The 21,995-nt window shown below is 60.2% G+C and carries 21 protein-coding genes and 1 tRNA gene; 11 read left to right on the forward strand and 11 right to left on the reverse strand.

The genetic code is table 11. The annotated features are described in order from the left end of the window. Positions 1-703: 703 nt before the first annotated feature. Positions 704-2,287 (reverse strand): MobQ family relaxase, encoded by a 1,584-nt coding sequence (mobQ, locus tag ABE422_RS03755; RefSeq protein ID WP_346482494.1) that lies wholly within the window; start codon positions 2,285-2,287, stop codon positions 704-706. A gap of 261 nt (positions 2,288-2,548) precedes the next feature. Between mobQ and traD the strand changes: the two genes are divergently transcribed. The 5 genes from traD (at position 2,549) to ABE422_RS03780 (ending at position 7,622) form a co-directional block, all read left to right on the forward strand. Further along, entirely contained in the window at positions 2,549-2,854 is a 306-nt protein-coding gene (traD, locus tag ABE422_RS03760; RefSeq protein WP_080347497.1) for a conjugal transfer protein TraD, read from the forward strand. 286 nt (positions 2,855-3,140) lie between these two features. Beyond that, on the forward strand, positions 3,141-4,664 hold the full coding sequence (locus ABE422_RS03765) for a hypothetical protein (protein ID WP_346482495.1): 1,524 nt from the start codon (positions 3,141-3,143) through the stop codon (positions 4,662-4,664). A 54-nt stretch (positions 4,665-4,718) separates the two neighbouring features. Continuing rightward, positions 4,719-5,414: a hypothetical protein gene (locus ABE422_RS03770; protein WP_346482496.1), complete on the forward strand. Its 696-nt coding sequence runs from the start codon at positions 4,719-4,721 to the stop codon at positions 5,412-5,414. A gap of 314 nt (positions 5,415-5,728) precedes the next feature. Continuing rightward, positions 5,729-7,129, forward strand: a complete 1,401-nt coding sequence (locus ABE422_RS03775) for a site-specific integrase (RefSeq protein ID WP_346482497.1) — start codon at positions 5,729-5,731, stop codon at positions 7,127-7,129. Between the two features lie 124 nt (positions 7,130-7,253). Then, positions 7,254-7,622 (forward strand): H-NS histone family protein, encoded by a 369-nt coding sequence (locus ABE422_RS03780; RefSeq protein WP_346482498.1) that lies wholly within the window; start codon positions 7,254-7,256, stop codon positions 7,620-7,622. A gap of 117 nt (positions 7,623-7,739) precedes the next feature. Here the strand turns inward: ABE422_RS03780 and ABE422_RS03785 are convergent, their stop codons facing one another. The 4 genes from ABE422_RS03785 to ABE422_RS03800 all read right to left on the reverse strand — a co-directional run bounded on the left by ABE422_RS03785 (position 7,740) and on the right by ABE422_RS03800 (position 12,232). Further along, on the reverse strand, positions 7,740-9,563 hold the full coding sequence (locus ABE422_RS03785) for a P-loop NTPase fold protein (protein WP_346482499.1): 1,824 nt from the start codon (positions 9,561-9,563) through the stop codon (positions 7,740-7,742). A 27-nt stretch (positions 9,564-9,590) separates the two neighbouring features. After that, complete coding sequence (locus ABE422_RS03790; RefSeq protein ID WP_346482500.1) at positions 9,591-10,556, reverse strand: hypothetical protein; 966 nt, start codon at positions 10,554-10,556, stop codon at positions 9,591-9,593. A 172-nt stretch (positions 10,557-10,728) separates the two neighbouring features. Further along, positions 10,729-11,781: a CHAT domain-containing protein gene (locus ABE422_RS03795; protein WP_346482501.1), complete on the reverse strand. Its 1,053-nt coding sequence runs from the start codon at positions 11,779-11,781 to the stop codon at positions 10,729-10,731. A 112-nt stretch (positions 11,782-11,893) separates the two neighbouring features. After that, positions 11,894-12,232 (reverse strand): helix-turn-helix transcriptional regulator, encoded by a 339-nt coding sequence (locus tag ABE422_RS03800; protein WP_346482502.1) that lies wholly within the window; start codon positions 12,230-12,232, stop codon positions 11,894-11,896. 177 nt (positions 12,233-12,409) lie between these two features. On the opposite strand from ABE422_RS03800, the gene ABE422_RS03805 reads away from it, so the two are divergent. From ABE422_RS03805 to ABE422_RS03820, 4 genes are read left to right on the forward strand one after another with little or no spacing between them, the layout of a single operon-like run. Further along, entirely contained in the window at positions 12,410-13,096 is a 687-nt protein-coding gene (locus tag ABE422_RS03805) for a hypothetical protein (protein ID WP_346482503.1), read from the forward strand. A 31-nt stretch (positions 13,097-13,127) separates the two neighbouring features. After that, entirely contained in the window at positions 13,128-13,448 is a 321-nt protein-coding gene (locus ABE422_RS03810) for a hypothetical protein (RefSeq protein ID WP_346482504.1), read from the forward strand. Positions 13,449-13,455: 7 nt separating this feature from the next. Beyond that, positions 13,456-13,917 carry a hypothetical protein gene (locus ABE422_RS03815; protein WP_346482505.1) on the forward strand — a complete coding sequence of 154 codons (462 nt, stop codon included), beginning with the start codon at positions 13,456-13,458 and terminating at the stop codon, positions 13,915-13,917. Between the two features lie 12 nt (positions 13,918-13,929). Then, entirely contained in the window at positions 13,930-14,217 is a 288-nt protein-coding gene (locus ABE422_RS03820) for a hypothetical protein (RefSeq protein ID WP_346482541.1), read from the forward strand. A gap of 253 nt (positions 14,218-14,470) precedes the next feature. On the opposite strand, the gene ABE422_RS03825 is transcribed toward ABE422_RS03820, so the two are convergent. The 4 genes from ABE422_RS03825 to ABE422_RS03840 all read right to left on the reverse strand — a co-directional run bounded on the left by ABE422_RS03825 (position 14,471) and on the right by ABE422_RS03840 (position 18,381). After that, positions 14,471-15,208 (reverse strand): hypothetical protein, encoded by a 738-nt coding sequence (locus tag ABE422_RS03825; RefSeq protein ID WP_346482506.1) that lies wholly within the window; start codon positions 15,206-15,208, stop codon positions 14,471-14,473. Between the two features lie 385 nt (positions 15,209-15,593). Then, the gene (locus tag ABE422_RS03830; RefSeq protein ID WP_346482507.1) at positions 15,594-17,060 is read right to left on the reverse strand and encodes a site-specific integrase; all 1,467 of its coding nucleotides are present in this window, start codon (positions 17,058-17,060) and stop codon (positions 15,594-15,596) included. Between the two features lie 84 nt (positions 17,061-17,144). After that, positions 17,145-17,234 (reverse strand) — tRNA-Ser (locus ABE422_RS03835). A gap of 154 nt (positions 17,235-17,388) precedes the next feature. Further along, positions 17,389-18,381, reverse strand: a complete 993-nt coding sequence (locus tag ABE422_RS03840; protein WP_019184298.1) for a LysR substrate-binding domain-containing protein — start codon at positions 18,379-18,381, stop codon at positions 17,389-17,391. 123 nt (positions 18,382-18,504) lie between these two features. Between ABE422_RS03840 and ABE422_RS03845 the strand changes: the two genes are divergently transcribed. Then, on the forward strand, positions 18,505-19,086 hold the full coding sequence (locus tag ABE422_RS03845) for an NAD(P)H-dependent oxidoreductase (RefSeq protein ID WP_346462644.1): 582 nt from the start codon (positions 18,505-18,507) through the stop codon (positions 19,084-19,086). Positions 19,087-19,189: 103 nt separating this feature from the next. Here ABE422_RS03845 and ABE422_RS03850 read toward each other — a convergent pair whose 3' ends face one another. Continuing rightward, entirely contained in the window at positions 19,190-19,783 is a 594-nt protein-coding gene (locus ABE422_RS03850; protein WP_346482508.1) for a hypothetical protein, read from the reverse strand. Between the two features lie 381 nt (positions 19,784-20,164). On the opposite strand from ABE422_RS03850, the gene ABE422_RS03855 reads away from it, so the two are divergent. Beyond that, positions 20,165-20,524 carry an SH3 domain-containing protein gene (locus ABE422_RS03855; RefSeq protein WP_346462646.1) on the forward strand — a complete coding sequence of 120 codons (360 nt, stop codon included), beginning with the start codon at positions 20,165-20,167 and terminating at the stop codon, positions 20,522-20,524. A gap of 126 nt (positions 20,525-20,650) precedes the next feature. Here the strand turns inward: ABE422_RS03855 and serS are convergent, their stop codons facing one another. Beyond that, the gene (gene serS / locus ABE422_RS03860; protein WP_346482509.1) at positions 20,651-21,931 is read right to left on the reverse strand and encodes a serine--tRNA ligase; all 1,281 of its coding nucleotides are present in this window, start codon (positions 21,929-21,931) and stop codon (positions 20,651-20,653) included. Positions 21,932-21,995 lie beyond the last annotated feature (64 nt).

Here is a 21,995-nt window from a genome sequence, read left to right on the forward strand (position 1 = left end):
AGGTCAGGACGCGGCAGCCAAACGGAAGACGCGGTGCCGGATAGCCTTCTGGAGACCGATCATGGTAGGCAAATCTGGCCTTCCCCCTCTCTCAGCTCCTCCCTGAAATGGCAGTCCTCAGCGCTTTCGGAGCGTGGGGAGATCCAGACTACGGCCGTCGCTGACAGCAGAGTGCAGACTCGCCCCTCTTCGCATATTCCTAAGCTTTCGCAGGAGTTACCGATTGCATGAAGAAACTAAGATTCATTTCTGTGAGTAGGGCCTCGGTCTCTACCCTTGCTTTTGAGGCGATCCACGCTTTGATGATTGCACCATCAACGCTAAGAGGACCAACTATGCTGTCCCACCCACAGTTCCAAATCGCCAGCCAACTGCTTATCGGACTCATGTCCCGGAGAGCCTCTCGCCAATTGAGCGATCGCGTCGAAGACGTGAGGCATGCCTTGGACGTGTCCGCCGAACTGATTCGACAGTGGGAGGAGGACCAGCCACGGGGTGCCAAGTTCACACCCCCAACGCCGGTCCCCCAAACGCGCACACGTGAAGCCGTGGTAGACCGCACGTTCATCCCCACAGAGGAGTGGCGGCGCAATCGCGCCAAGAAGAGCACCTCACCTTCGGTGTCGCGGCACTCGGGGCCTTCTGTTCACTGAAGGATGCCACCTGAAACGAGAGGAGCCCCGCTAAGCGGGGCTCATTGCGTTTAGTGCAACCGGGGGCGCCGCAGGCGCAGGCCCAGCTGGGGCGCGTGGACCGCGACCGTCGCCTCCTGGATAGTCTGCAACGCTTCTGTTGCTGGCTCGGCGGGACCAGAGCAACGCGCCAAGACCGCCCGGCTCGCAGCTTCCAGGCACTCAGCCCGTGACCGCAGCTCTTCGGCCACGATCGCCTCTTGCTCCGGGGTTGCGGCAGCTTGGGCTGCGGCCAACTCAGCAGACCGCTGCTCCAGAGCTGCCAACCGGCGGCCGCGGCGTCTGGCCCACTCACGAGCCGTCCAAGACACACCGGGCTCCGGGTGGTTCGCCACGAAGTCGTCCCACGCCTGCTCGGCTATGTGGCGCAACCGGATTGAACGACGCACAGCCTTAAGGCGCTTCGGGAAACGGACCAACGCTGCGGCGAACCTCTTCAAGCCGATTAGCAGCCCGTTGAGCGCAGAACGATGCTCCTTGCACTCTTCGGGAACCACTTCTCCGCTCGCCAGTGCATTGACCAACCTCAGCGTGGAATGGAGCGCATGGACGACCAATTGATCCCTGAGCAGTTCACCTTGGCGGACCAGCTCAATCCGAATTGCCTCAACAGACGGGCCTTCGCTTGTCACATCCTCGTCGCTGCCGTCTAAGCGCCTCTGGTCAATGGCTTTACCCAATCCCTTTGAGACGACGATCTGGCCATCGGAGAAGGCAAGCGACTGATTGATGCTCGATCGCTTCGCCTCCTGTTGGGCCCGCGCTTCATCGTGCCCCTCTGGAACCTGCATGGCCCGGCCTTCCTGTTCAAACGTTGCTAGCAGTTCATCCAAGGCATCCCCGTTGGCCTTTTGAATGGACCTGTTCCTCTCCCCTAGCTCTGAGTGCTCCCCTCGGCGTTCGATGGCAGACGCGTCCTTCCCCAAGTGTCGCGTGGGAGCCCTCGATAGCACCGCAGCGGCCACGAGGTCGCCGCGTGCCAGCGCGTCGTCTGCCTGGGCCTTCAGACTGCGGTGATCCACGCGAACGTCCAAGTTCGCAGCTTCCAGATGCGCATTCGTCGTCGCGGCCACCAGTTCCCGGATCCACTCGACCTCGGCCCGGCCCGCAGGTCCCCCGTCGAGCTCTCGGGTTTTGTCCAGGAAGCCGTCAGGGCCAAGCCGGCGGGTTGTTGTAAGGATGTGGACATGCCAATTCATGCCTCCTTTGCTGCCAGGACTGTGGATGCTGGCTTGTGCGGCAAAGCCGTAGCGGTCCACCAATGCCCGCGCCACTGCGAGAGCGAGGGACGATCGCTGGTCATCGTCAAGCTCGTGGGGCAGCGCGAACTCGAACTCCCTCGCGATAGTAGAGTCCTTGCGACGCTCCGCCGCCTCTGCTTCCGTCCAGAGTGCGGCAGGCACCAAGGCCCAATCGGGCGAATGCTCAGGGATGATGCAGCGTGTTTCGACCACGCCGTCTCGCCGGCGGTAGTCGTGACGTTGCCCGGTGCGCGTGTCTTCGAGAAGAAGCCCAGCGCGGTAAGCGGCAGCGGCAATGGACGAGTGGCCTTTGGCTCGACTGAAAGTTTTGACGTTGGCGTGGTAGATGGCCATGCGGCTCCAAAGCAGTGGATGTGGCTTTGTTTATGCCGTGGTATTGGATTTTCGCAAGCGCTGAAAGCGATTGGGGTTCAAGGGGCGAAGCCCTTTGCGCACGCGTTCCGCAGGAACGCCTAGGTGCACTCTTGCTCTTCTCTCTATTGTCGGGCGCTTCAACATTGCGACACTCCTACGCCGAGTAAATGTTCGAGACCGCCCAGAACTTGACGATGCCCGTTTGCATGTTTGACTCGAGGGCCATTCCAGGAGAAGCACATGGCCGCAACAAATCACTACCGAGACCAAATCCACCGAGCCACGGAACGATTGGCTCAGCTGCAAGCGAGAGAGCTCCTAGCCAACCAGCGCCTTCAATCAAAAGCTAGGGAAACGGCGAGGAGAGAGGAAGCAAAGCGACGCAAGCGGGTAGCCGATTTGATCTTCTTGGCTGGTGCCAACGAACTCGACGATGCAGAGCTCCTTGGGGCGTTGTTAGAGCACATTACGAATAGGAAAAACCAAGCGCTAAGCGCTGCTGCCCGATCACGGGGCATTGAGCGTCTCGGCGGCTCGCAAGAGTAGCACCAGGCATACCGCCATCCTGTCTTGTGGATCACTCTGGTCGAGTGGCATGCTTATGGCGGGCGTTCTCCATCAAGCACCGACAATCGACCTGGAAAACTTCATGAATCGCGCGGATGAAAAGGACTCGTCAACTGCTCATGGACTCCTACTGGCTCGCAAAGCGATATTGGAGGGACGACTGCATCTTCCTCCACACCTCCAACGCATTGCAGATGAGCTTACGTCGGCGCCGTTGACTGCCCTCGGCTTAGTGGACCCGACAGGCTTGTCTAGAGAGACAGTCATGATGGCGAAGTCGTTCGCTGCTGCCACCGCAATGGACCGGCAGCCTTCACCGGAAGATAGCCCCGCTGCAAGCCCAAAACCTGCTTCAGAGTTACAGGCTGAGCTTTTCCAGCTGTTCAACAATCTCTTCAGCGGCATCACGGGTCGCGCGCACGGCCTCATCGATGACGAGAAGGAAATAAAGCCACTCATCCTGTCGCGCATCCAGGATCAACCGAGTCTATTTGGCTCTTCTGTCAATCGCGCCATTGAAGAGCTAGAAGAGTTCTATCAGAAGCATGCGGTAGAGACCTTCCGACATGCCAAGACCCTGGGTGGAATGAGGCTCGTGACCGGAGGCCAGAGGACATTCGGACCATCCGCTCTGAATGCCGTCCGGATCACGGGTCTTTACGCTGACACCCAGCTCATCCCCGATCCCATCTATCCCTTCATAGGATCAAACCTGAGCCTTAACGCTGTCCATCTACAGCTCGCCATCCAGCTCTTCTATGTCCTTCGTCTGCGCCCCTTGGTTGAAGCTGAGTTGCCGGTGCCCCCCGTCTTCGTCTTCCCGAGCTTCGAAGAACAGCTTGAGGAACGGGATGCGCACACCAAACTTGGTATCGAACAGCTGGCCGTAAGGCTACTCGGCCCCTTGTGCAACGGAGAAGTCTCTTCCATCGAGGGTGTGTTCGACTATGCCCTGCACCATGAAGACGCGTTCCTAGCAGCATTGATGCCCTCCGGTCTCTTTGTTGCGCCCGGGGCTCGGCCCAACATTATTCTGCCGCCTACCGAAGCCGCCAGTCGATACCTCCAAGAGCTTGAAGGCGTCAGGGCAACTGACTATCTGGAAGAACTGAAGCGGCTGCCCACGGGCGTATTGCTCACCTACGGAGTTTTGGAGCGACTGCGCCCCCAATATCACCTACTGGAAAATGCCAGTGAAATGGGAGCTCAGCCCTTGCTGTCTCAACCGGTTCATTGGCACTACTTCGAAAAGATTTCCTTGGCCAGTGCAATGGAACTCCGGTCGAAAGACATTCTATCTGAGCAGGCTTTTCAGACCCTCAGGTCAATTCAGGACGATAGCCTTTCATGGCTGGCCAACATCCCGGTTGCAACGCTTGCCAACCTACTCGTCAACAATGAGCACCGCTGGTTCCGAGAGGAGCTTAATAAATACACCAGTCAGCTGGCGACGGCCGGTCCCATTGAGACCGACGCAATGGTTAGAGAAGTCAGCCATGGTTTGAGCTCCCTAGTTCAAAGACAGAAGAAGGTCCTGGCGGAGATCGAGCGCAAATATGCCCCGAAGAAGGCCGCAGCCGTGGCTGGGGGTCTCATAGGTGCGAGCGCTGCAGCAACGGCCACCCTACTTCCCAGCCTAGCCCCTCTTATCGCTGCCGCCGTCCCAGCAGCGGCCATTGCCGGCGCCGCTTGGGGTTATGGGAAGGAGAAGGTTGGAGAAGAGGTGGAAAAGCGACAGGCAGCGAAGTCGATGTTGGGAGTTCTCGCTACTGTGAGGCCCGCTAGCTAGACGCCGCCGGCAGCCCCATAACCTCGCCCTTAGGGGCCTGAGCAAAAGGACAGTATGAATACCGATCAGGTGATTAGTTTCTTGGTAGCGGGGACCGGAGCGCTGGCCACTGTGCTCACTGCTGTCGCCACCTACTTTCTCTTCAGGGTTACCCGTGTCCTAGCCGTTGAAACCAAGCGCATGGCAGAGGCGTCCGCTCAGCCCCATGTTGTAGCGACCCTTGTGCCCAACCGTTGGTCCCTCACTCACTTTGACCTCAACGTGGACAACACGGGCAACGCTACTGCCTACGACATCGCGATCCACTTCGACCCTCCACTTACAAACGGAGAGCCGCGTTCGGGCGACGCAATCCCTCTCCAGCGCCTCAGTGTCCTAAAGCCCGGGCAGGGCTTGTCGAGCTATCTCTGCGAGTTCGCGCACCTCAAGGGGAATGTCTATCAGCTTGAGATCACGTGGCGCAAAGCAGCGAATGCGAGTGAAATTCAATCCAACATCTACACGTTGAGCATGAACGACCATTCAGGCGTTAGCCGCCTCGGCAACGACCCGCTGATCCAGCTCGCAAGTTCGCTCAAGCACATTGACGAGCGACTTAGCCCAGTTTTGCGCGGATCGGTCAGGTTGAAAGTGGATAGCTTCTCGAGCGACGATCGGCAAGGCGAGAGAGACAGAGATAGGAGGGCGATCGAGGAACTGAGGAAGAAGAACTTCCCGGATGGCGATGCAAGTTCCGACCAAAGCGAATAACTGATAACCTAACAGCTCCACCACCCATTTAACGTGTGTTAATATAAAATCAGCCATCCAAGCCCCTTACTTGTTAGTCAATATTGTGCAAACAGTACGGAATTGACTGCGATAAATCGAAGTAAATTTCGAGAAAACCCCTTGTTCTATAGGGTTTCGCACTGATAACGGATTCAGTCGTTTCCGAGAAGCGACCTCGTCAGCAATGCAACGCCTAGGGTGGTTACGCGGCGTGCAAATTTTTGTATTAACCCGGTTGACGAATTTGCGGCCTGTTTTATCCGTACTTCCATCCCCCAGATGGAAGTGAACCAATGACCGCTCTCCCCTCCGCAGCACTCACCGACTACATCGCATCGCCCTTCGGCACCCTTCATTTGGAAGGCGTCCATATCGGTCGCTTCCGCATCGACAGAGCCACCATCCAAGGTCGCGAGGCGGCTATCAATCTCCAGGAATGCATCCTGGCTGCCTTGGACGAGACCGGCCGCAAGAACACCCTGAGAAGCGGCACCCGGTATCCCCAGCAACTGCCGATGGGGACACCAGCGCGTCCCTTGGCCAAAGAGATCGATGATCATCTCGCGGACATGCGTCGCCGGCAGCTGGATCCCAAGACAGTGCACGCCACCGAACGCACCCTGAAGCTTCTCCTGCTGACCTGCGGCAACATTTCGGCCTGCCGCGTGGATTACAAGCACATCCAAGCATTGTGGCAACTGCTGCGCTGGACCCCGAGGAACCTGCTGTCTGATCCCCGATTGAAGCGCCTCAGCTACAAGGACGCGATCGCCTTGGGCCAAGCGCAGGACGTGGCACCCTTGGCTCGGGCCACCGAAGAGCGCCACCGCCGCTTCCTGGTCGCTTTCTTCAACCACCTAGTCAACGGGCAAGCCATCGCGTCCTCGCCCATGAAGGCGTTCCGCAAACCCAAAGAAGATCACACCATCGATCCCGACAAAGCCATCCGCCTGTTCGAAGACGGGGACCTGCAGGCCATCTTCGACCCGGCCACCTTCATCCCCTGGGCGAAGAAGCCGCAGTATTGGTGGGCCCCTATGATTGGCCTTTTCACGGGCGCTCGGGTCAACGAGGTCTGCCAGCTGAAGCTGACCGACATCCTCCAGGAGCGCGGCGTCTGGTGCATCGCCTTCCAAAAGACCATCGATGAGGATCTCGCCGCTGATCCGAAGCGCCAACGGCGGAGCCGGCAAAGCATGAAGGGAGCTGGGTGCATGCGCATCGTCCCCATCGCCAAGCCCCTTTTGGACGCCGGTTTCATCGAGTTCGTCGAAGACATGAAGGCCACTGGCCACCCGCGGCTGTTCCCCCTCCTGTCTGCCGGCGTGAACCGGAAGACCGGAGAGACCAACGCCCGTTACAGTCAGCAATTCGTGGTGGATTTCGGCCGCTACCTGAAGAGCCTTGGGTTCGCCAAAGGGATCGGGTTCCATGCCTTCCGCCACACTCTGGCGACCGAGCTCGATGTGAACGATGTTCCGGAGAAGGAGATTGCGCTGGTCACCGGCCACAGCACCGATCCCCGGGATCGGGTCCAGGTGTTGCGCAAGCACTACCTCCACAAGAAACCACAGGTCACCCGGAGCAAGCAGATCAGTGCCCTGGAGCTATATCAGCCCAACGTGGAACTGCCACGTTACCAGCGTGGGCAGTTTGCGGAACAATTGGGCGATCGGAGCAAGTTCTATCCATGAGGCCAAAAGGTGTTGCCCAGGCCCCAACCAAGTCCTGAAGGTCGGCCAGGGCTCGTCAGGGAGCGTTCGCATCGAATCCCATTTGGAATTACGCTAAAGACCTCAACGCTCGGATCAAAAAAAGATGACCGTCGATGTCAGCGGCCTGTCGGCCAAAGAACTCAAGACCCTGATCGCTCAGGCAGAAAAGCAGCAAACCAAGGTGCTAACCCGACCCAAGGCTGCGGCCATGCGAGCCAAGATCAACCAATACGTCAAAGACCACGGTTACACGATTGAGGAGCTTTACGGATCGGTTTCAACGGCCTCTTCCGATACATCCAAGAAGCGGACCGGCCGCAAGCCCGCGAAGACGGCCGGCAGTAAGGTGGCCCCTAAATACCGCAATCCGGCCAACCCTAGCGAAACCTGGTCCGGCCGAGGCCGCCAACCGAGGTGGCTTGCTGCGCTGGTCCAGAAGGGCAAGTCGCCCAGCGATTTTCTCATCGAATGAGCCCTTGCTCGATAGACTAGAGTTACGTGACCGCGCGAGCCCGATTGAGCACCAGTGCCAGGGAAGGCAACGTGCTAGTGCTCAGGCATTCTCCGGAGCCCGGGGAGGCCATGCGGATTAGCGCTTATAGCTATCAACTTTTTGAACGAAGGAGCGAAGGTAGGTCATCGCTTGCCTGAGTTCCGCATCAAGCAACGTCATTGGGCGCTTGGAGGGAACGCCCCGCTCGATGCAGATCATGAGCTGCTGGGCGTAGTCCCTGTCCCCACCCACGTAATCAGGCGAATTGATGACATTGAGCCGCTTCCGAAAAGCTTTAGTCAAACGGATGACGGCCGCTATGCCGTTTTCTCGAAGCTTTATTAGGAAGTCCTCCGGTGGCGGTGCAGAACTGAACACAGGCGTGGTGTCTGTATCGGGTGCCACGCCTTTCCCGCTGAGAATCCAGGAAAGTGCACCCGTGCTCGCCACTCCCTTTGCATGCTGTCGGGCGACCTCGACGATCTCGTCACACTTAGCGATTACTTCCTTTTCTTCGGCACTGTAGTCGGCCGGCCAAACTTCATAACCGTCGCAATCGATGAGATCAGGTGCGTCGAGATAAAAATCCAGCTGGCGCAGCACGTTTTGAGTCCACTCTTCTTGGGTCTCGACGAACACCCCTTTAAAGCTGAGGAAATAGAGGCTTCTATAGATGCTGAAGATCCGAGACAGCTTGACCGCTTGTCCATTCTGACCACCCGTTACCAGTTCGGACTGGGCGCAACTGATGGCCGCCTGCACTTCTTCATCGGTAGCAGAGGCGTAATCTCCGATGATCGTGAGGGGATCATAAGGCCGAACCTCGGGGAGCAGCCCAAACTGAGCTGCGATAATTTGGTAGTCGACGGCCGCCGATCCACGCATGTGATCGATGAACTCTTGCGACGCGGGCCAACTGTGGACAGCCGCGCTTAGTCCAAGTTGCTCCAGCGTGGATGAGAGGGAGGATGTCTCATCTTCCGTGGCCTGCCCCTTCTCCTTCATCACGTCGTGAAGGGCAAGCATGATGCCCACCTGATCGGTCGAGAAGACCTTCCTGACCAACTCGCGTCCATTGGCATCACGGGCAAGGGCAACTGTCCAGAAGAACACTGCGCTTGGCAGGGAACTCTTGAAAAATTGATCTATTGAGTCCTGCGGAAGCGCTTCGGCCAATCTTTTCATCTCGCCGATCACCGTCCTGACTGTTCGCAAGTTGGTGACGCGAGCACTCTCGATGAGGCTAGTAATCTGCTCGACTCCTCCTTCAAGAACCTGACGCGACCTGTCGTCCGAGAAGCCATTAATGGTCAGTTCACAAAACTCCGGAAGATTAGGATCCACATGGATGGTAGCGCCAACAATTCGCTCCTTATACTTCCCGAAATCATCAAACCTCTCTCCGGCGCGAGCTTCGTCAGCGATGAGGACACAATGAACACCACTGCGGTCAATGAGATTGACGACAAAGCCGAAGATGATGCTGAAGGAACCTGCAAAACGTTCGATATCGTCGATGCAGACCACAGTCTTTTCACGGGTCAGCTCCGCGCGCCAAGTAATGTCTTTTGGCTCAATTTTTGCCACGCGAAGCAATGCTTTTCCGAGCACAGATCCCACTTCTGCAACGACACCGGGGACTGCTAGGGTTATTGATGCCTGGAGCAAAGTCCGTTCGAGATCCTCCAGCGTCTCAAGCCCCGCCGCAGAAATGGTGATCGGCGAACGCTCTGACAGTCGCAAGGCGTAGCGTTCCCATTGGTAAGACTTCCCAACGCCCCAGTCCCCGGAAATCAGCACAGCGTAGCCCGGCTGAGGCGCTCGCAGGTAGTTGTCCAGTTGTTGCATAAGAAAGTCCCCTTTATCGAAAAGTGCCCTAATGCAATGCTGCTGACCGACCAACGCTTCTGGCAAGGCCAAAACTACAACCAGTTTCCTACCCCGGCGTCAGGCCCACTCGGTGAAATCCAACACGTTAGCCAAGCGAAGAACGGTGGCATTCTTGCCCAAGGACTTCCCCCAGAATAGCTCGCGATCAGCCTGCTCCCCTGCACCCTGCCACTCAACAACGCGAATTCTTTCAGGGGAGCGCCGCTCAAGCAGTTCGTTGAGGTGAGTGTCCAGCCCTGAATAGCCGAACAAGATGACCTCCTCAGATTCAGCCAGGGCCAGCTCCAAGTGGTTCCAATAGCTCTGCAATAAGGGAGAGGCCGCAATCACGGTGGGTTTATGCTTGACGTGCGTAAGCACGATATGCGAGCCCACAACATCCCCAGCCTCTCTCAACTCTGCCTGCGCCAGCTTTCGGGTAATGCCATCCTGGTCTACGAAAAGCGGCGAACCGTGAAGATGAAGGTAGTATCCGAAAGTTCTCCCCTGTCTACGCTCCAAGTTCTCGCAAGCGAAGCCAGCGGTCAGCATCCCATCTACCAATGCGCCACCGTAGCCTCTCAGGACGTAGGCTTCGATCATTCGCTGATACAGCAGATTGTCGTAGTTGAGGGTCGCGACGTGAGAATGCGTATCGTGAAGGAAAGCGGCCAGCGGCTGCGCGAACTCCATCGGAAGAACGACTTCACATTGATGGAACTGGAGGGCCGTCTGATAAAGAAACTTACGCACAGCGGCAGGGAACTGCTGTCCGTGCAAACTAAGCCAATGCGCTCCGCCTTGGCTCATCCTATCCAGAAAATCACACGACGACACCACCAACTGAAGCGCATCCAAGTCGTCCTCCCCATGGGGCCGCTCCGTGTCGCCATCGTCTACTAGACAACAGCGCACCAGCGCCCGGGTCTCCGGATCAAAGATGCCCTCACCTTCCCATGCCCGTCCAATCGCGCCATCAAGCGAGAACAGATTGGGATCGAGCGCCATTCCCAGCCCGTTTCCAAAAATCAGTGTCTTCCTCACGTCCTTGTCCTCACGTAGCAGCAAGTCATGCCCCTATCGGCCTGGGAGTTGGGTTCTTAAGCCATGCGCCCACGCGGCACTGCCCAAAGTTGAAGAACAGCGCTGACTATCCCGCAGGCAGCCAAGGAGAATTCCTAAAACTGGCACGGACAAAATAGCGGGTAACCTCGCTCTATCCTTCTGGCCGGACAAGAAATACGCCTGAAAGATCAACCCCTGGCGCAGCGAACAGCTCAGGCGTCCGCGCTTCATTGATCCCCTCCAGCATGAGGGCCGCCTTGGCTTGGTTAAAGGCCATCGCTACAGAAAGCCCAAATCCAACTGCGGAATAGAACTGCGCGGCAAAGACGCGAGCCGCCTGATCGCCGATGGCTGTGTTCATTCCAATCGCGCAGGGCACGTGCTCTACGATTGCGGCCGCTTGGCTGTGGGAAAAACAGGTATTGAAGAACACGAGCTGGATGTCGCCGGATGCAGCCATCATGGTCTGCACGATGGCTTCTTTACTAATCAGCTTCGTTCGGCCGGCGCTGTCTTGGAACAAAATTTCATCATCTTCAGACCCGTGACCACTGAAGTGCACAACACCCGGCTTGCATTCATTGATGGCTTGAAGCACATCCAGCGGTTGAACCGCCCACCTAGATTCCAGCCTCACCACGTCGCGGTGCTCAGACTTCCGCACCATCTCGTGGATGGACCTAGCCTCCTCGTCTAGCCGGAGCGGCTGTTGATCGATGGGATTGGAGGCAAGGAAAAGCACCGTAAGACGCTCGGGAAGCTCCTGCAAACGCCTTAACGTGTCCGCCGTGGTTCGATGGAGCTGGTCGTACTGAGTTAGACGACCTTGAACTCGCGAGAGCTCTACGACTTGGGACGCACGTTCACGCTTTTGCATAGCCGCCCGCTTTCTCTCGTCCTGCTGCAGCACGGTCGTGAGCTGCTTATTAGCATCACTAAGCTTCACTTGCTCCCGCGCCAGTTTGGATTCTAGGTCAGCGACTTTCTTTTCAAGGGCTACCGCGCTCGCCTCATACCGCTGGGCGTCTTTAAGCTTGGCCATCTTCGTAGGCAACGACTTCGTCCGTGCCGCCGCGGCCGAGGCATCCAGAGCCTTCTTTCGCTCAGCTGCCGCTTTGCCTACTTCGCGCGACTTCTCAGTCTGTAGCCGCGCAATGGTCTTTTGCACCACCTCCACTGCGCGCCGTCGCAGATCTACCGACATCGCTTACTCCTGCTTGAATTCAGTCTAGAGACGGGTCTGGGTCTACAAGCCACCGAATGGGGCTGACTTTGCCAGCCGCGTGTATCACGCCTTGAGACGAAGCCCGCCTGGACTATCTATCGCTCGAATCGGCGATCTCACGCAGGCGCTTAAGAGCTTCCTTCTGCTTGGACACAGGTAGCTTTGATACCAACAGGATCACCTCAGCAAGAGTGTCGGAGGTGGCGTGAAAGTAGGCCACCGGAAGACCTAGCGCTTTCGCCAGAGCCTCTGAAGTGGCTGGGTCAGGATCGTGCTGTCCTGTTTCGTAGCGGCTCACCCTCGTCGCTCCCGAGACGGAGTCGACCATGCCGATGCGCTCGGCGAGCTGGGCTTGCGTCCAGCCCTTCGCGACCCGCGCACTGCGCAGTCGCTTGCCATAGACCGTCGCGGGCGTCTTGGGTTGCGGCATCCGGAATCTTGCACCACAGCTTAACTCCCTCCAAGTCTGACGGTTGGAACCGGATTGCACATCTGCGATTATCGTAAATGCCACCACGCCGGTGGTCTACAGGGGGCTTACCCATGCAGCACGCACGACAAGGAGCCGTCACGCTCCTCGCACTGGGCCATCGCCAGCTTCCCCGCCTTGGCCCAAGCACCCGCTGAGACGAAGCCCGGCCTCTTCCGTCAGCTGGGTAAGAGCCTGAAAGACGCCGGCCAGCAAGCACTGGGGGCCAAGCCGGCAACCGGCTCCGTGTCGGCCAATGGTCCGCTCTACACCCCGATCAGTGGTGCGGGCCGCATCAACGGGCTGTTCAAGAACGAGGACCACCAAAGCGCGCAGCAGGGCCGACTGGACTGGCCGCGGGTCGCCCTGACCTTCCGCGAATGGGGTGCCTCCCTTCCTTGTTGGACCGTAGAGGCCCGGATCTGGACGAGCGCTACCGCCTCCACCACCGAGACCTTCCAGGCATGCGCGGATGCGGCGTTGACCATCCGGGACGACCTGGGGGAAGAAGCGGAGCTCAACAGCAACGCCCGGGCCAAGGCCACCACCGACCTGATGGTGGGCCTGAGGGTTCGCCCCGGGAAGCCGAACACCGGCGACGACCGGAACACTGGCCCTAGCCCGCCCCGCGAACCGTTCAACGTGCGCACTACCCGCGACGGTGTGGCGTGGCAGGCCCGAAAAGTGGCTTTGAGCGCCGCCTGGGTCTCCGGTTTCCTGCGGGCGGACGACCTGTATCCCGGCCCCTCGGGAATGCTCACGCCTTTCCGCGACACCCGCATGTGGATCGCCGGCTTCGATCCGGCCGACAACCGCGACAAGTAAGACCCCAACCCTCAACTAGGAAGAGACCCTCATGAACACGATCAGGACCATCGCTTTCGCCGTGACCACCGTTTTGGCGCTGGCGGCCTGCGGCAGCAAACCCTCCGACGAACAGGCTCAGAAGGCCATCACTGCCGAGTTTGAACGGGTGCTGGGAAGCCAGGTCTGGGTGAAGGAATACCGAGATTTCAGCCTCAGCGGCTGCAAGAAATCGAAAACGGCCGAGGGGGTGATCTGCGACGTGGGCGGCTCGGTCGTCCTCGACATCGGTGGCGTCGCCCAGGCGCGGCCATTCGTTCAGCCGGTTCGCTTTTCGAAAGCATCCGGCGAATGGGCCGCCCACAAGCTCTGAGGCCGCTATGACCACGCGTTCTTACGCCCATGTCGGTTGCGCGACGGTCCTGCTGGGAGGCGCCGGCTTGTTGTTCGTGGCCGGTGGCCTTGAGGCCCTGCAGCAGGGCGCCCCGCTGGGCTGGCTCGCCATCGCGGGCGGCTTGGCCATCTGGACCGTGCTGGGCTTTCTCTACTGGATCAACGCCCGGGCCTATCCGCGCCAGGAGGAGGCCCAAGGCCAATCGTACGCCCCACCCTCGCCCCAGCGCGGCGGGTTCTGGAAAGGGTTCTTCGTGACCTGGGCCATCCTGGCGGCCATCCACATGGCAGCTTTCCAGGGAATGGGCTTTGCCGACCTGCTGCCACATCCTGAGCAAGCCCGGGCGATCTTCAGCCTGCTCGTCCTGGCATTGGTGCCGGCACACGTGGTGGTGCCGGCCTTGGGTGGAGTGGTCTACACCCTGGTCCGATCGACGTCGTCGCCGTAGCCTGGTTTCGGGCTGCTCCGGCTTCCCATCGGACCTCTGGGATGCGTCGTCGGGCCGTTTATGGTCCGACGCGCAAGCCGGAAGGCGGCACCGCGGCATCCGGCCGAGGCCCGTGTGGCTCAGGCGCGGGACAAAGGCTTCGCGCGGTGGCAGCGGCGGGTCATGACCACCCTCACCCTGATGGACGCGTTCAGGGCCTTCGCCGTACTGAGTGGGCTGCCGATGTTCTTCTCTTCAAGCCAAGCAAAAATAGGCCGCCAAACACCGCGCACCAACTCTAAGCCAAGCAGCAATGAGTGAATAGAAGTGCAATACGCAACACAAAAATAGACGGGGCCCGGCAATGCCGGGCCCCGAGAACTATGCTAGCCGCTACCTAGCCAAACGATGAGTATTTGAACCTTACGTCCTGACCCTCACCAGGTGCACCGCGGACCCATGGGTCAACCCAAATTCTTTTACGTGTCGCAAGTTGACCCTACATATTTAACGACCGTCGGGCATATTGACGGTCTGCGCCAAACTTATCTGATCTTCGCCTCCCGGTCAACCCCTATAGCTTCACATACCTGTCTAAGGACCCCAGGAGACAGACACATTGGACTCTAGGCGTCCCTAGCTGAAGCAACTGCCTCTTCATCACCCCCATAGACTGCCCACTAGCCAGCAAATCATCCACAAGAAGTATTGATAAATTAACCGGGAACTGAACAGAACCATCCCACTGAATTGGCTCTACGTGGAACCTGTCAGCCACACTCAGGTTCTTCATCGCGAAATCCGCGCGCGGATTCTTATTTAAGATACGAATAATTCTGCGGACTGTCACCCGCTGCTTCTTATCCATGCCCCCAGCATTCATTTTATGAAAGAGCTCGCTAGCGACAAGCCCATTACTCTTCTTAACAAATCCACAAGACAGCAGCGGCAGATTTGCTGCCTTCGATATCCTCTTTGCGAGAATGCTCGCAATTTTGTGCGACGAGGGAGCCGCCATAACGCCATCAATATTGACATGCGGCAAGAGACCGCCAATGGAGACATCAAGATCAGGGATGAACTTGCCAACCTCTTTGCGCGAAATGGTGAAGCCATCCTTCCCTTTTAGAGCGTATATGAGAGGATTTCCATCGCGTCCATCATCCGACCTCACCCTCCTGAATATTGAAAACACCTCATCACCAGCAGATGACTTCTGACGTGAAGGATTCCTGCCAGGCGAGCTATCTACTCTTTCATTTGACTGATGGAAATAAACCGTCTTGTTTCCCGGATCAACGTAAATCCCCAACCCCCCCCCCTTCCTCAAGCTGTGCCACGCGACAAGAATACGCCCATCACTTAGAACCAGCATATAAGCTAAAATTTACCATCCAGCCAAAACGCTCGCATAAGCCGCCTACTCTCGTTGACCAGAACCCCTCAGTAGAGCCCCAAGCCTGGAACGAAAAACCACCGATCGCGGCATTTCGATGCCAAGATCGGAAACCCGACCGGTTCGATAATCGCCTCCGAGTCGGCGTCAGTTAAAGGCGAGCCAGTGTCTTCCAAGTCCGCTCTGGCAATCGCATACATGCCCGCCAATGGGTTCACGGCAAAGTGCCTACCCTCGACCATAGAGGCTAGGAACACTCCCAAGCCTTGCCGATGCTTCGCCAATGCGCACGCAGGCGATGTCACCGCAAGTCCCAAACAAGGGAAGTTAAGCCTGGCGAATGCGCACCAACTCCGTTGAGTTTCTCCACCGCTGTGAAATCACGACTGTAGGTCGAATGGTGCTCGTCATCGAGTTCATGCCCAACAATCTGGGCCCTGAGTTCCGACACCACGCCAGCCCCCTGCAACTCTTGGATAAACGTCTTCCTGAGCGAGTGGAACCCGCGCTTGGCTGGCTCCCAGTTCTTCCCGACCTCAGCCAAGTGTCGACTGAACGCTTTGGTGATCCAGTTCCCCTGTCCGTTCACGGCAGTGGCTTTGGCCGCCGGGAACAGCCTGGTTTCACCGGCTTTACTCTTGCCATCGACCCAATCCAGGAAGCCCATCTTGAGGAGCTCAGGATGGAGAGGAACCGTACGAAGGCTGACCTCGGTTTTCACTTTCTGGTGCTCGCCTTCGTCGGAGATACGGAGGCACGGAATGCCGTCCTCCTCGAACACGTCTCGGACCAGCAACTGGCCGACCTCTGACGCCCTCGCCCCCGTATAGAGCCCAAGGAGGGAGGCCCAGCGGGCCGCCTCGGACAGCTTGGCAAGCGCCTCGGGGGCAAACAGGGCGTGGATCTGGGCTCTGTCGTAGGCCTTGAACCCCAGTTTCTTCCGCGCCCGCTTCTCGCGCTGGGAATAGCTGACATGGCCGCTGGCCGGGTTGTCGCCCTTGGGGTAGTGTCCCGACGCCATGGCCCACTCGAAGAAGCCACCTTTGCCACCGATGTAGCTCTGCTTGTTGGTGAGCGTTGGCGTTGAAGCGCCCTTCTCACGCATGTCCTGATACCACCGCGCTAGGTCGGACCTGGTAATGGCGTGAACCTTCGCCTTCGGCCCCAGGTAGGCCACCAATGCCTCAATGGCCGTCTTCTTGATCGTATAGGTCTTGGGCAGAGTCGAACCCTTGAGCGTCGCCAAGAATGCATCCCGAGCCTTGCCCAGCGTCATCGTCTCAATGGCAGGCGTGGAGGCCAGACCTTTGTGGCTGCCGGCGTATGCAGAGCCAAACAGGGACGGCACGGTTACTGCGAGGGATTGAGAGATCCCTCCCGCGGTTGCTTCAAGCTCCATCAACTGCCGATACAGCTTGAGGTCCTTGGGACTGTCGATTTGCCACCGCTCCGTCACCGTCCCATCCGGTTGACGCGTGCGGTCCAACGTCAGTTCACGGAGGTTCTCGGCGCTCGTCAGGCGAGCGATGAGCAGATCGGCTTCCTGCTTGCTGAGCTTGTCCACGCGTTGATCCTTCAACTGTGCGAAGAGCCGAGCATAGCCCGCTCCAAGCACGACTGCACGCACGTGCGCCTGGGCGAGATCGTGGGTCTTGAGGGTGCGCTTGATGAGCCGGCAATCGAGCACGGCTTGCAAATCAGTAGGAACGCGCTGGACGAACGACCAGCGGCCGGTGGATGACCGGCTCAAATGATGGGGGATGCGCATGCGAGTGTTTCCTCTGCATGCTTCCTGCTTTCCAATCCGACCTAATCGATGATTTCAATTAAAAATCAACGAGTTAGGGTCTTTTGGCGGAGAGAGTGGGATTCGAACCCACGGAAGGAATGACCCTTCGCCGGTTTTCAAGACCGGTGCCTTAAACCGCTCGGCCATCTCTCCGTATCGGCAGCGCTTCCGCACCCCGCGTGCCCAGGTCATTGCAACCCAGGCAACCGGTCGGGGCAGCGCCCCGTCCGGCATGGCTCCCCGGCATGGGCCGGGGGTCGCATTCTCGCATTTCAGGTGGGATTTGCCCACCCGCCAGCGGTCGGGCTCAGCCCGCATCCACCGCCAACGCACCCAGCGCACTGGCCTTGATCTTCTCCTTGGCCCGCTCGCACGCGCCACCGCAGTCCAGACGCGAAGCCTCCAGCTGCGGCGGCAGGTGCTCGGCCAGGAAGTCGATGAACACGCGCACCGCCGGCAGCAGACCGCGGCGGGAGGCGAAGACGGCGTGGCAGATGCCCTGCGGCAGCGACCAGTCCGGCAGCACTACTTCCAGTTCGCCGTTGCGCACGGCGTCGGCACAGACGGTTTCCGGCAGCATGGTGATGCCGAAGCCGTCCTTGACCATGCTCTGCAGCAGCGGGAAATCGAAACCGGCCACGCGCGGCTGCAGGTCCACGCGGCGGACCGCGCCCTCGGGGCCGTGCAGTTCCCAGCGCTGACGGGCTTCGTCTTCGCTGATGCTCAGGGTGACGTGATTGGTCAGCTCGTCCGGGTCTTTCGGGCGGCCGGCGCGATCGAGGTACTTGGGGCTGGCCACCAGCAGTTCCTGCACCTGGCCGAAGCTGCGCATCACCAGGCTGCCATCGTCATCCAGGCGAGAGCGCACGCGCAGGGCGACGTCGTAGCCTTCGTTGATGATGTCCACGCGGCGGTTGCTGATGTTCAGCTGCAGCCGCACCTTGGGGTACTGCGCCAGGAAGATCGGCAGCAGCTTGGGCAGCTGCATCTGCGCGAGCGAGACCGGCACGCTGGCGCGGACGAGGCCACGTGGCTCGGCGCTGAGGCGGTCGACCACCTCACGCGCGGCCTGGGCCTCGGCGAGCATGGTCTGCGCGTGGCGATGCACGCTGGTACCGACGTCGGTCACCGCGAAGCGGCGCGTGGAGCGCTGCAGCAGGCGGACGCCCAGATCGGTTTCCAGCTGGCTGATACGGCGGCTCAGGCGGGATTTGGGGATGCCGAGCGCGCGTTCTGCTGCGGCGAAGCCACCATGATCCACCACCATGGCGAAGTAGTAGAGGTCGTTGAGGTCTTGCATACCGAAGTTCCAGATATAGAACAATACGTGGTATTCAACCACCTTTATTCCAAACAGGCAACAACCTAACCTGATCTCCGTCGGCGGCATCTACCGCCCCTCCCCCAGAATCAGGTGATTGCCATGAAGCTTCTTCACATCGACGCCAGCGTGCTTGGCGAAAACTCGGTCTCCCGCCAGCTCTCCGCCGCCGTGGTCCAGCAGTGGCGCGACCAGGTCCCGGGCCTGGAGGTGAGCTACCGCGACCTCGATGCCCAGCCCGTTGCGCACCTGCGCAGCTCGTCCCTGGCCCAGTCCGACCCGGCCGAGGTAGCCGATGCCGAGCAGGTGCTGGAGCAGTTCCTGGCGGCCGACGTGGTTGTCATCGGCTCCCCAATGTACAACTTCAGCGTCGCCTCCACCCTCAAGGCGTGGATTGACCGCCTGGCCGTGGCCGGGCGCACCTTCAAGTACACCGAGAACGGCCCGGTGGGCCTGGCCGGCGGCAAGCGCGTGATCGTGGCCAGCAGCCGCGGCGGCCTGCACACCGGCGCCCCGACCGATTTCCAGGATCCGTACCTGCGCCAGGTCTTCGCCTTCTTCGGCATCGACAACGTCGAATTCGTGCGGGCCGAGGGCATCGCCTACTCGCCGCAGCACCGCACCGACGCGATTGCCCAGGCCCTGGCCGCGCTGCCGCAGCCGGAAGCACTCGCCGCAGCCTGATCCACGCGGGACCCACACCGTTCCCTCCCCCTCGTCGTGACGGTGTGGGTGTGGCAGAGATGGCCCCTTCCGGGGCCATCTTTTTTTTGAACGCGGCCCCGCCCTACTGGAGTTCGCAGTCGCGTGTCACCGGTGATCCCAGGATCATGCCGTTGCCCGTGCAGGCCGCGAGCACAGTGTCGCCTTTGCCGAGCGCGCCGGCCTCTTCCCTGGAGAGGCCGGAGATCATCACCTGGTTGACGGTTCCGGCCTTCAGCTGCACCTGCGGCTTATCCATCAGATCTGTCTGGATGCTGGCAACTTCACCTGAGATCAGCAGTCGCTTGCCTTTGTACAGGACGTCGGCGGCGACCTCATTGGCCTCGTAGTCCCGATAGAGCTGGCGCGCCGTGATTTCGACAGGCGCGACGGGCGCGACCGCGGTGTCCTGCTGGCTACCCTTGTCCGCGTGGGTCTGGGCATCGGGCGCCGGCTGACTGATCGCGCTGACGGCGCCGGCGAATACCACGACGCCCACGAGGTAGACCACCGGGGAGGCGACAAGGGACAGCAATAGCTGGGCGACGCCTTTGCCGGCGCCGCCCTTGGCCATCGCCACGACGGCCAGGATGAAGGCGACCAGATTGAGCGGCCAGCCGAGGAACATCCCGAGCCCCGGAAACGGGATCAGGAAGCACAGCCAGGCGATGCCCAGCATCAGCCATGCAGCGATGCCGGCGGGATTTGAGGATGGGAGGGGTGCAGCCGCTGTATTCACCGGGCGTCCTGTGGAAGTAGAGGTCAGTGCCCAGCCTGTTCGCTGTGTGCCGCAGGAAATGGGCGTCGATCACACCGCGACGTGAGGGCCGTGCGGGCCGCCCACCGGATGCTCAATCCACGAAGCCCCGTGCCTGCCGTCTCTGCGGCCCTCCACGCCGCGTGCCGCCCACTCGGCCGTCAACTTCTCCTACATGTAATCAAGGCACTTTCTGACCTGCCCCTCTTCCTTTCTGGAAGCCGCACCGATGACGCAATCAACGCTGCGGCGTCGCGGGAATGGCCGCTAAGCTGGGGGCCCTTTGCACACAGCTGATTCCGCATGGATTACCGCGTCGTCCAGACCCACCGCAGCGAGTTCCCCCACCCGATCACCCTGCAGCCCGGCGATCCGCTGCAGGTCGGCGAGCGCTACCAGGGGCCCGAAGGCTGGGACAACTGGTATCTGTGCGAGACACCGGGCCAGGCTGCAGGCTGGGTACCGGCGCAGGTGATCGGCAGGAACGCGCAGGGCGATGCGATGGCGGCCGAGGCTTACTGTGCGCGCGAACTGGATGTGGACGTGGGCCAGCACGTGCGCGGTGAGCGCGTGCTCAACAGCTGGGTGTGGTGCGAGCTGGTTGGCGGCACCACGTCCGGCTGGGTGCCGCTGGGCGTGTTGGCGCCGATGACGGACGGGTAGAGCCACCCCATGGGTGGCTGCAGGTGATGCATGACCGGAACGGCAGCCACCCATGGGGTGGCTCTACCGGGGCGCCAACAAAAAACCCGCCGTTCGGCGGGTTTTTTCATGCGTCACGGCGCTGGATCAGCCGATGACGTCCATGCCGCCCATGTAGGGCTTGAGCACGTCCGGCACGGTGATGCTGCCGTCGGCGTTCTGGTAGTTCTCCATCACCGCGATCATCGCGCGGCCAACCGCCACGCCCGAACCGTTGAGCGTGTGCAGCAGCTCGGGCTTGCTGGTCTCCGGGTTGCGCCAGCGGGCCTGCATGCGGCGCGCCTGGAAATCACCGCAGTTCGAGCACGAGGAAATTTCGCGGTAGGTGTCCTGCGAGGGCAGCCACACTTCCAGGTCATAGGTCTTGATGGCCGAGAAGCCCATGTCGCCGGTGCACAGCAGCACCTTGCGGTACGGCAGGCCGAGCTTTTCCAGCACGACTTCCGCACAGCGGGTCATGCGCTGGTGCTCTTCATCGCTCTGCGCCGGGGTGCACCCGGCGACCAGCTCCACCTTCTCGAACTGGTGCTGGCGGATCATGCCGCGCACGTCGCGGCCGCCACTGCCGGCTTCGGCACGGAAGCACAGCGAATGGGCGGTCATGCGCAGCGGCAGCTGCTCGGCGTCGATGATCTCGTCGCGCACGATGTTGGTCAGCGGCACTTCCGAGGTCGGGATCAGGTAGCGCGTGGATTCGCCCACGGCGGTCTTGAACAGGTCGTCCTCGAACTTCGGCAGCTGGCTGGTACCGCGCAGCGACTCGGCATTGACCAGGGCGGGCACGTTGGTTTCTTCATAGCCGTGCTCGCCGGTGTGCAGATCGAGCATGAACTGCGCCAGCGCGCGGTGCAGGCGGGCGATCGGGCCACGCAGCACGGTGAAGCGCGAGCCGGACAGCTTGGCCGCGGTCTCGCCATCCAGCCAGCGGTTGCGGGCGCCGAGCTCGACGTGGTCCAGCACCGGGAAATCGAACGCGCGCGGGGTGCCCCAGCGCTTCTGTTCGACATTGTCCGATTCATCCTTGCCGGCCGGCACATCCTCGGCGGGCAGGTTCGGAATGCCCAGCGCGATCGCTTCGATTTTCTCGCGCAGCGCATCCAGGGCCACTTCCGAGGCCTTCAGCTCATCGGCGAACGCGGCCACCTCGGCCATGATCGCCGAGACGTCCTCGCCCTTGGCCTTGGCCTGGCCGATGGCCTTGGAACGACTGTTGCGCAGGCTCTGCAGCTCCTGCGTGCGCACCTGGATGCGCTTGCGATCGGCTTCCAGCGACTCCAGCCCGGAGACATCCAGCTCGAAACCGCGCGAGGTGCGCAGGCGTTCGGCAAGGTCGGCGGGCTGTTGGCGGAGCAGGGCTGGATCGAGCATGGCGGCAGAGGGGTCTACGGATTCGGAGGGGGATTATCGCCTGTTATGCGTTTTTCTGCCGCCG

It is taken from the genome of Stenotrophomonas sp. TWI1151 (genome assembly GCF_039673135.1).
Lineage (GTDB): Bacteria > Pseudomonadota > Gammaproteobacteria > Xanthomonadales > Xanthomonadaceae > Stenotrophomonas.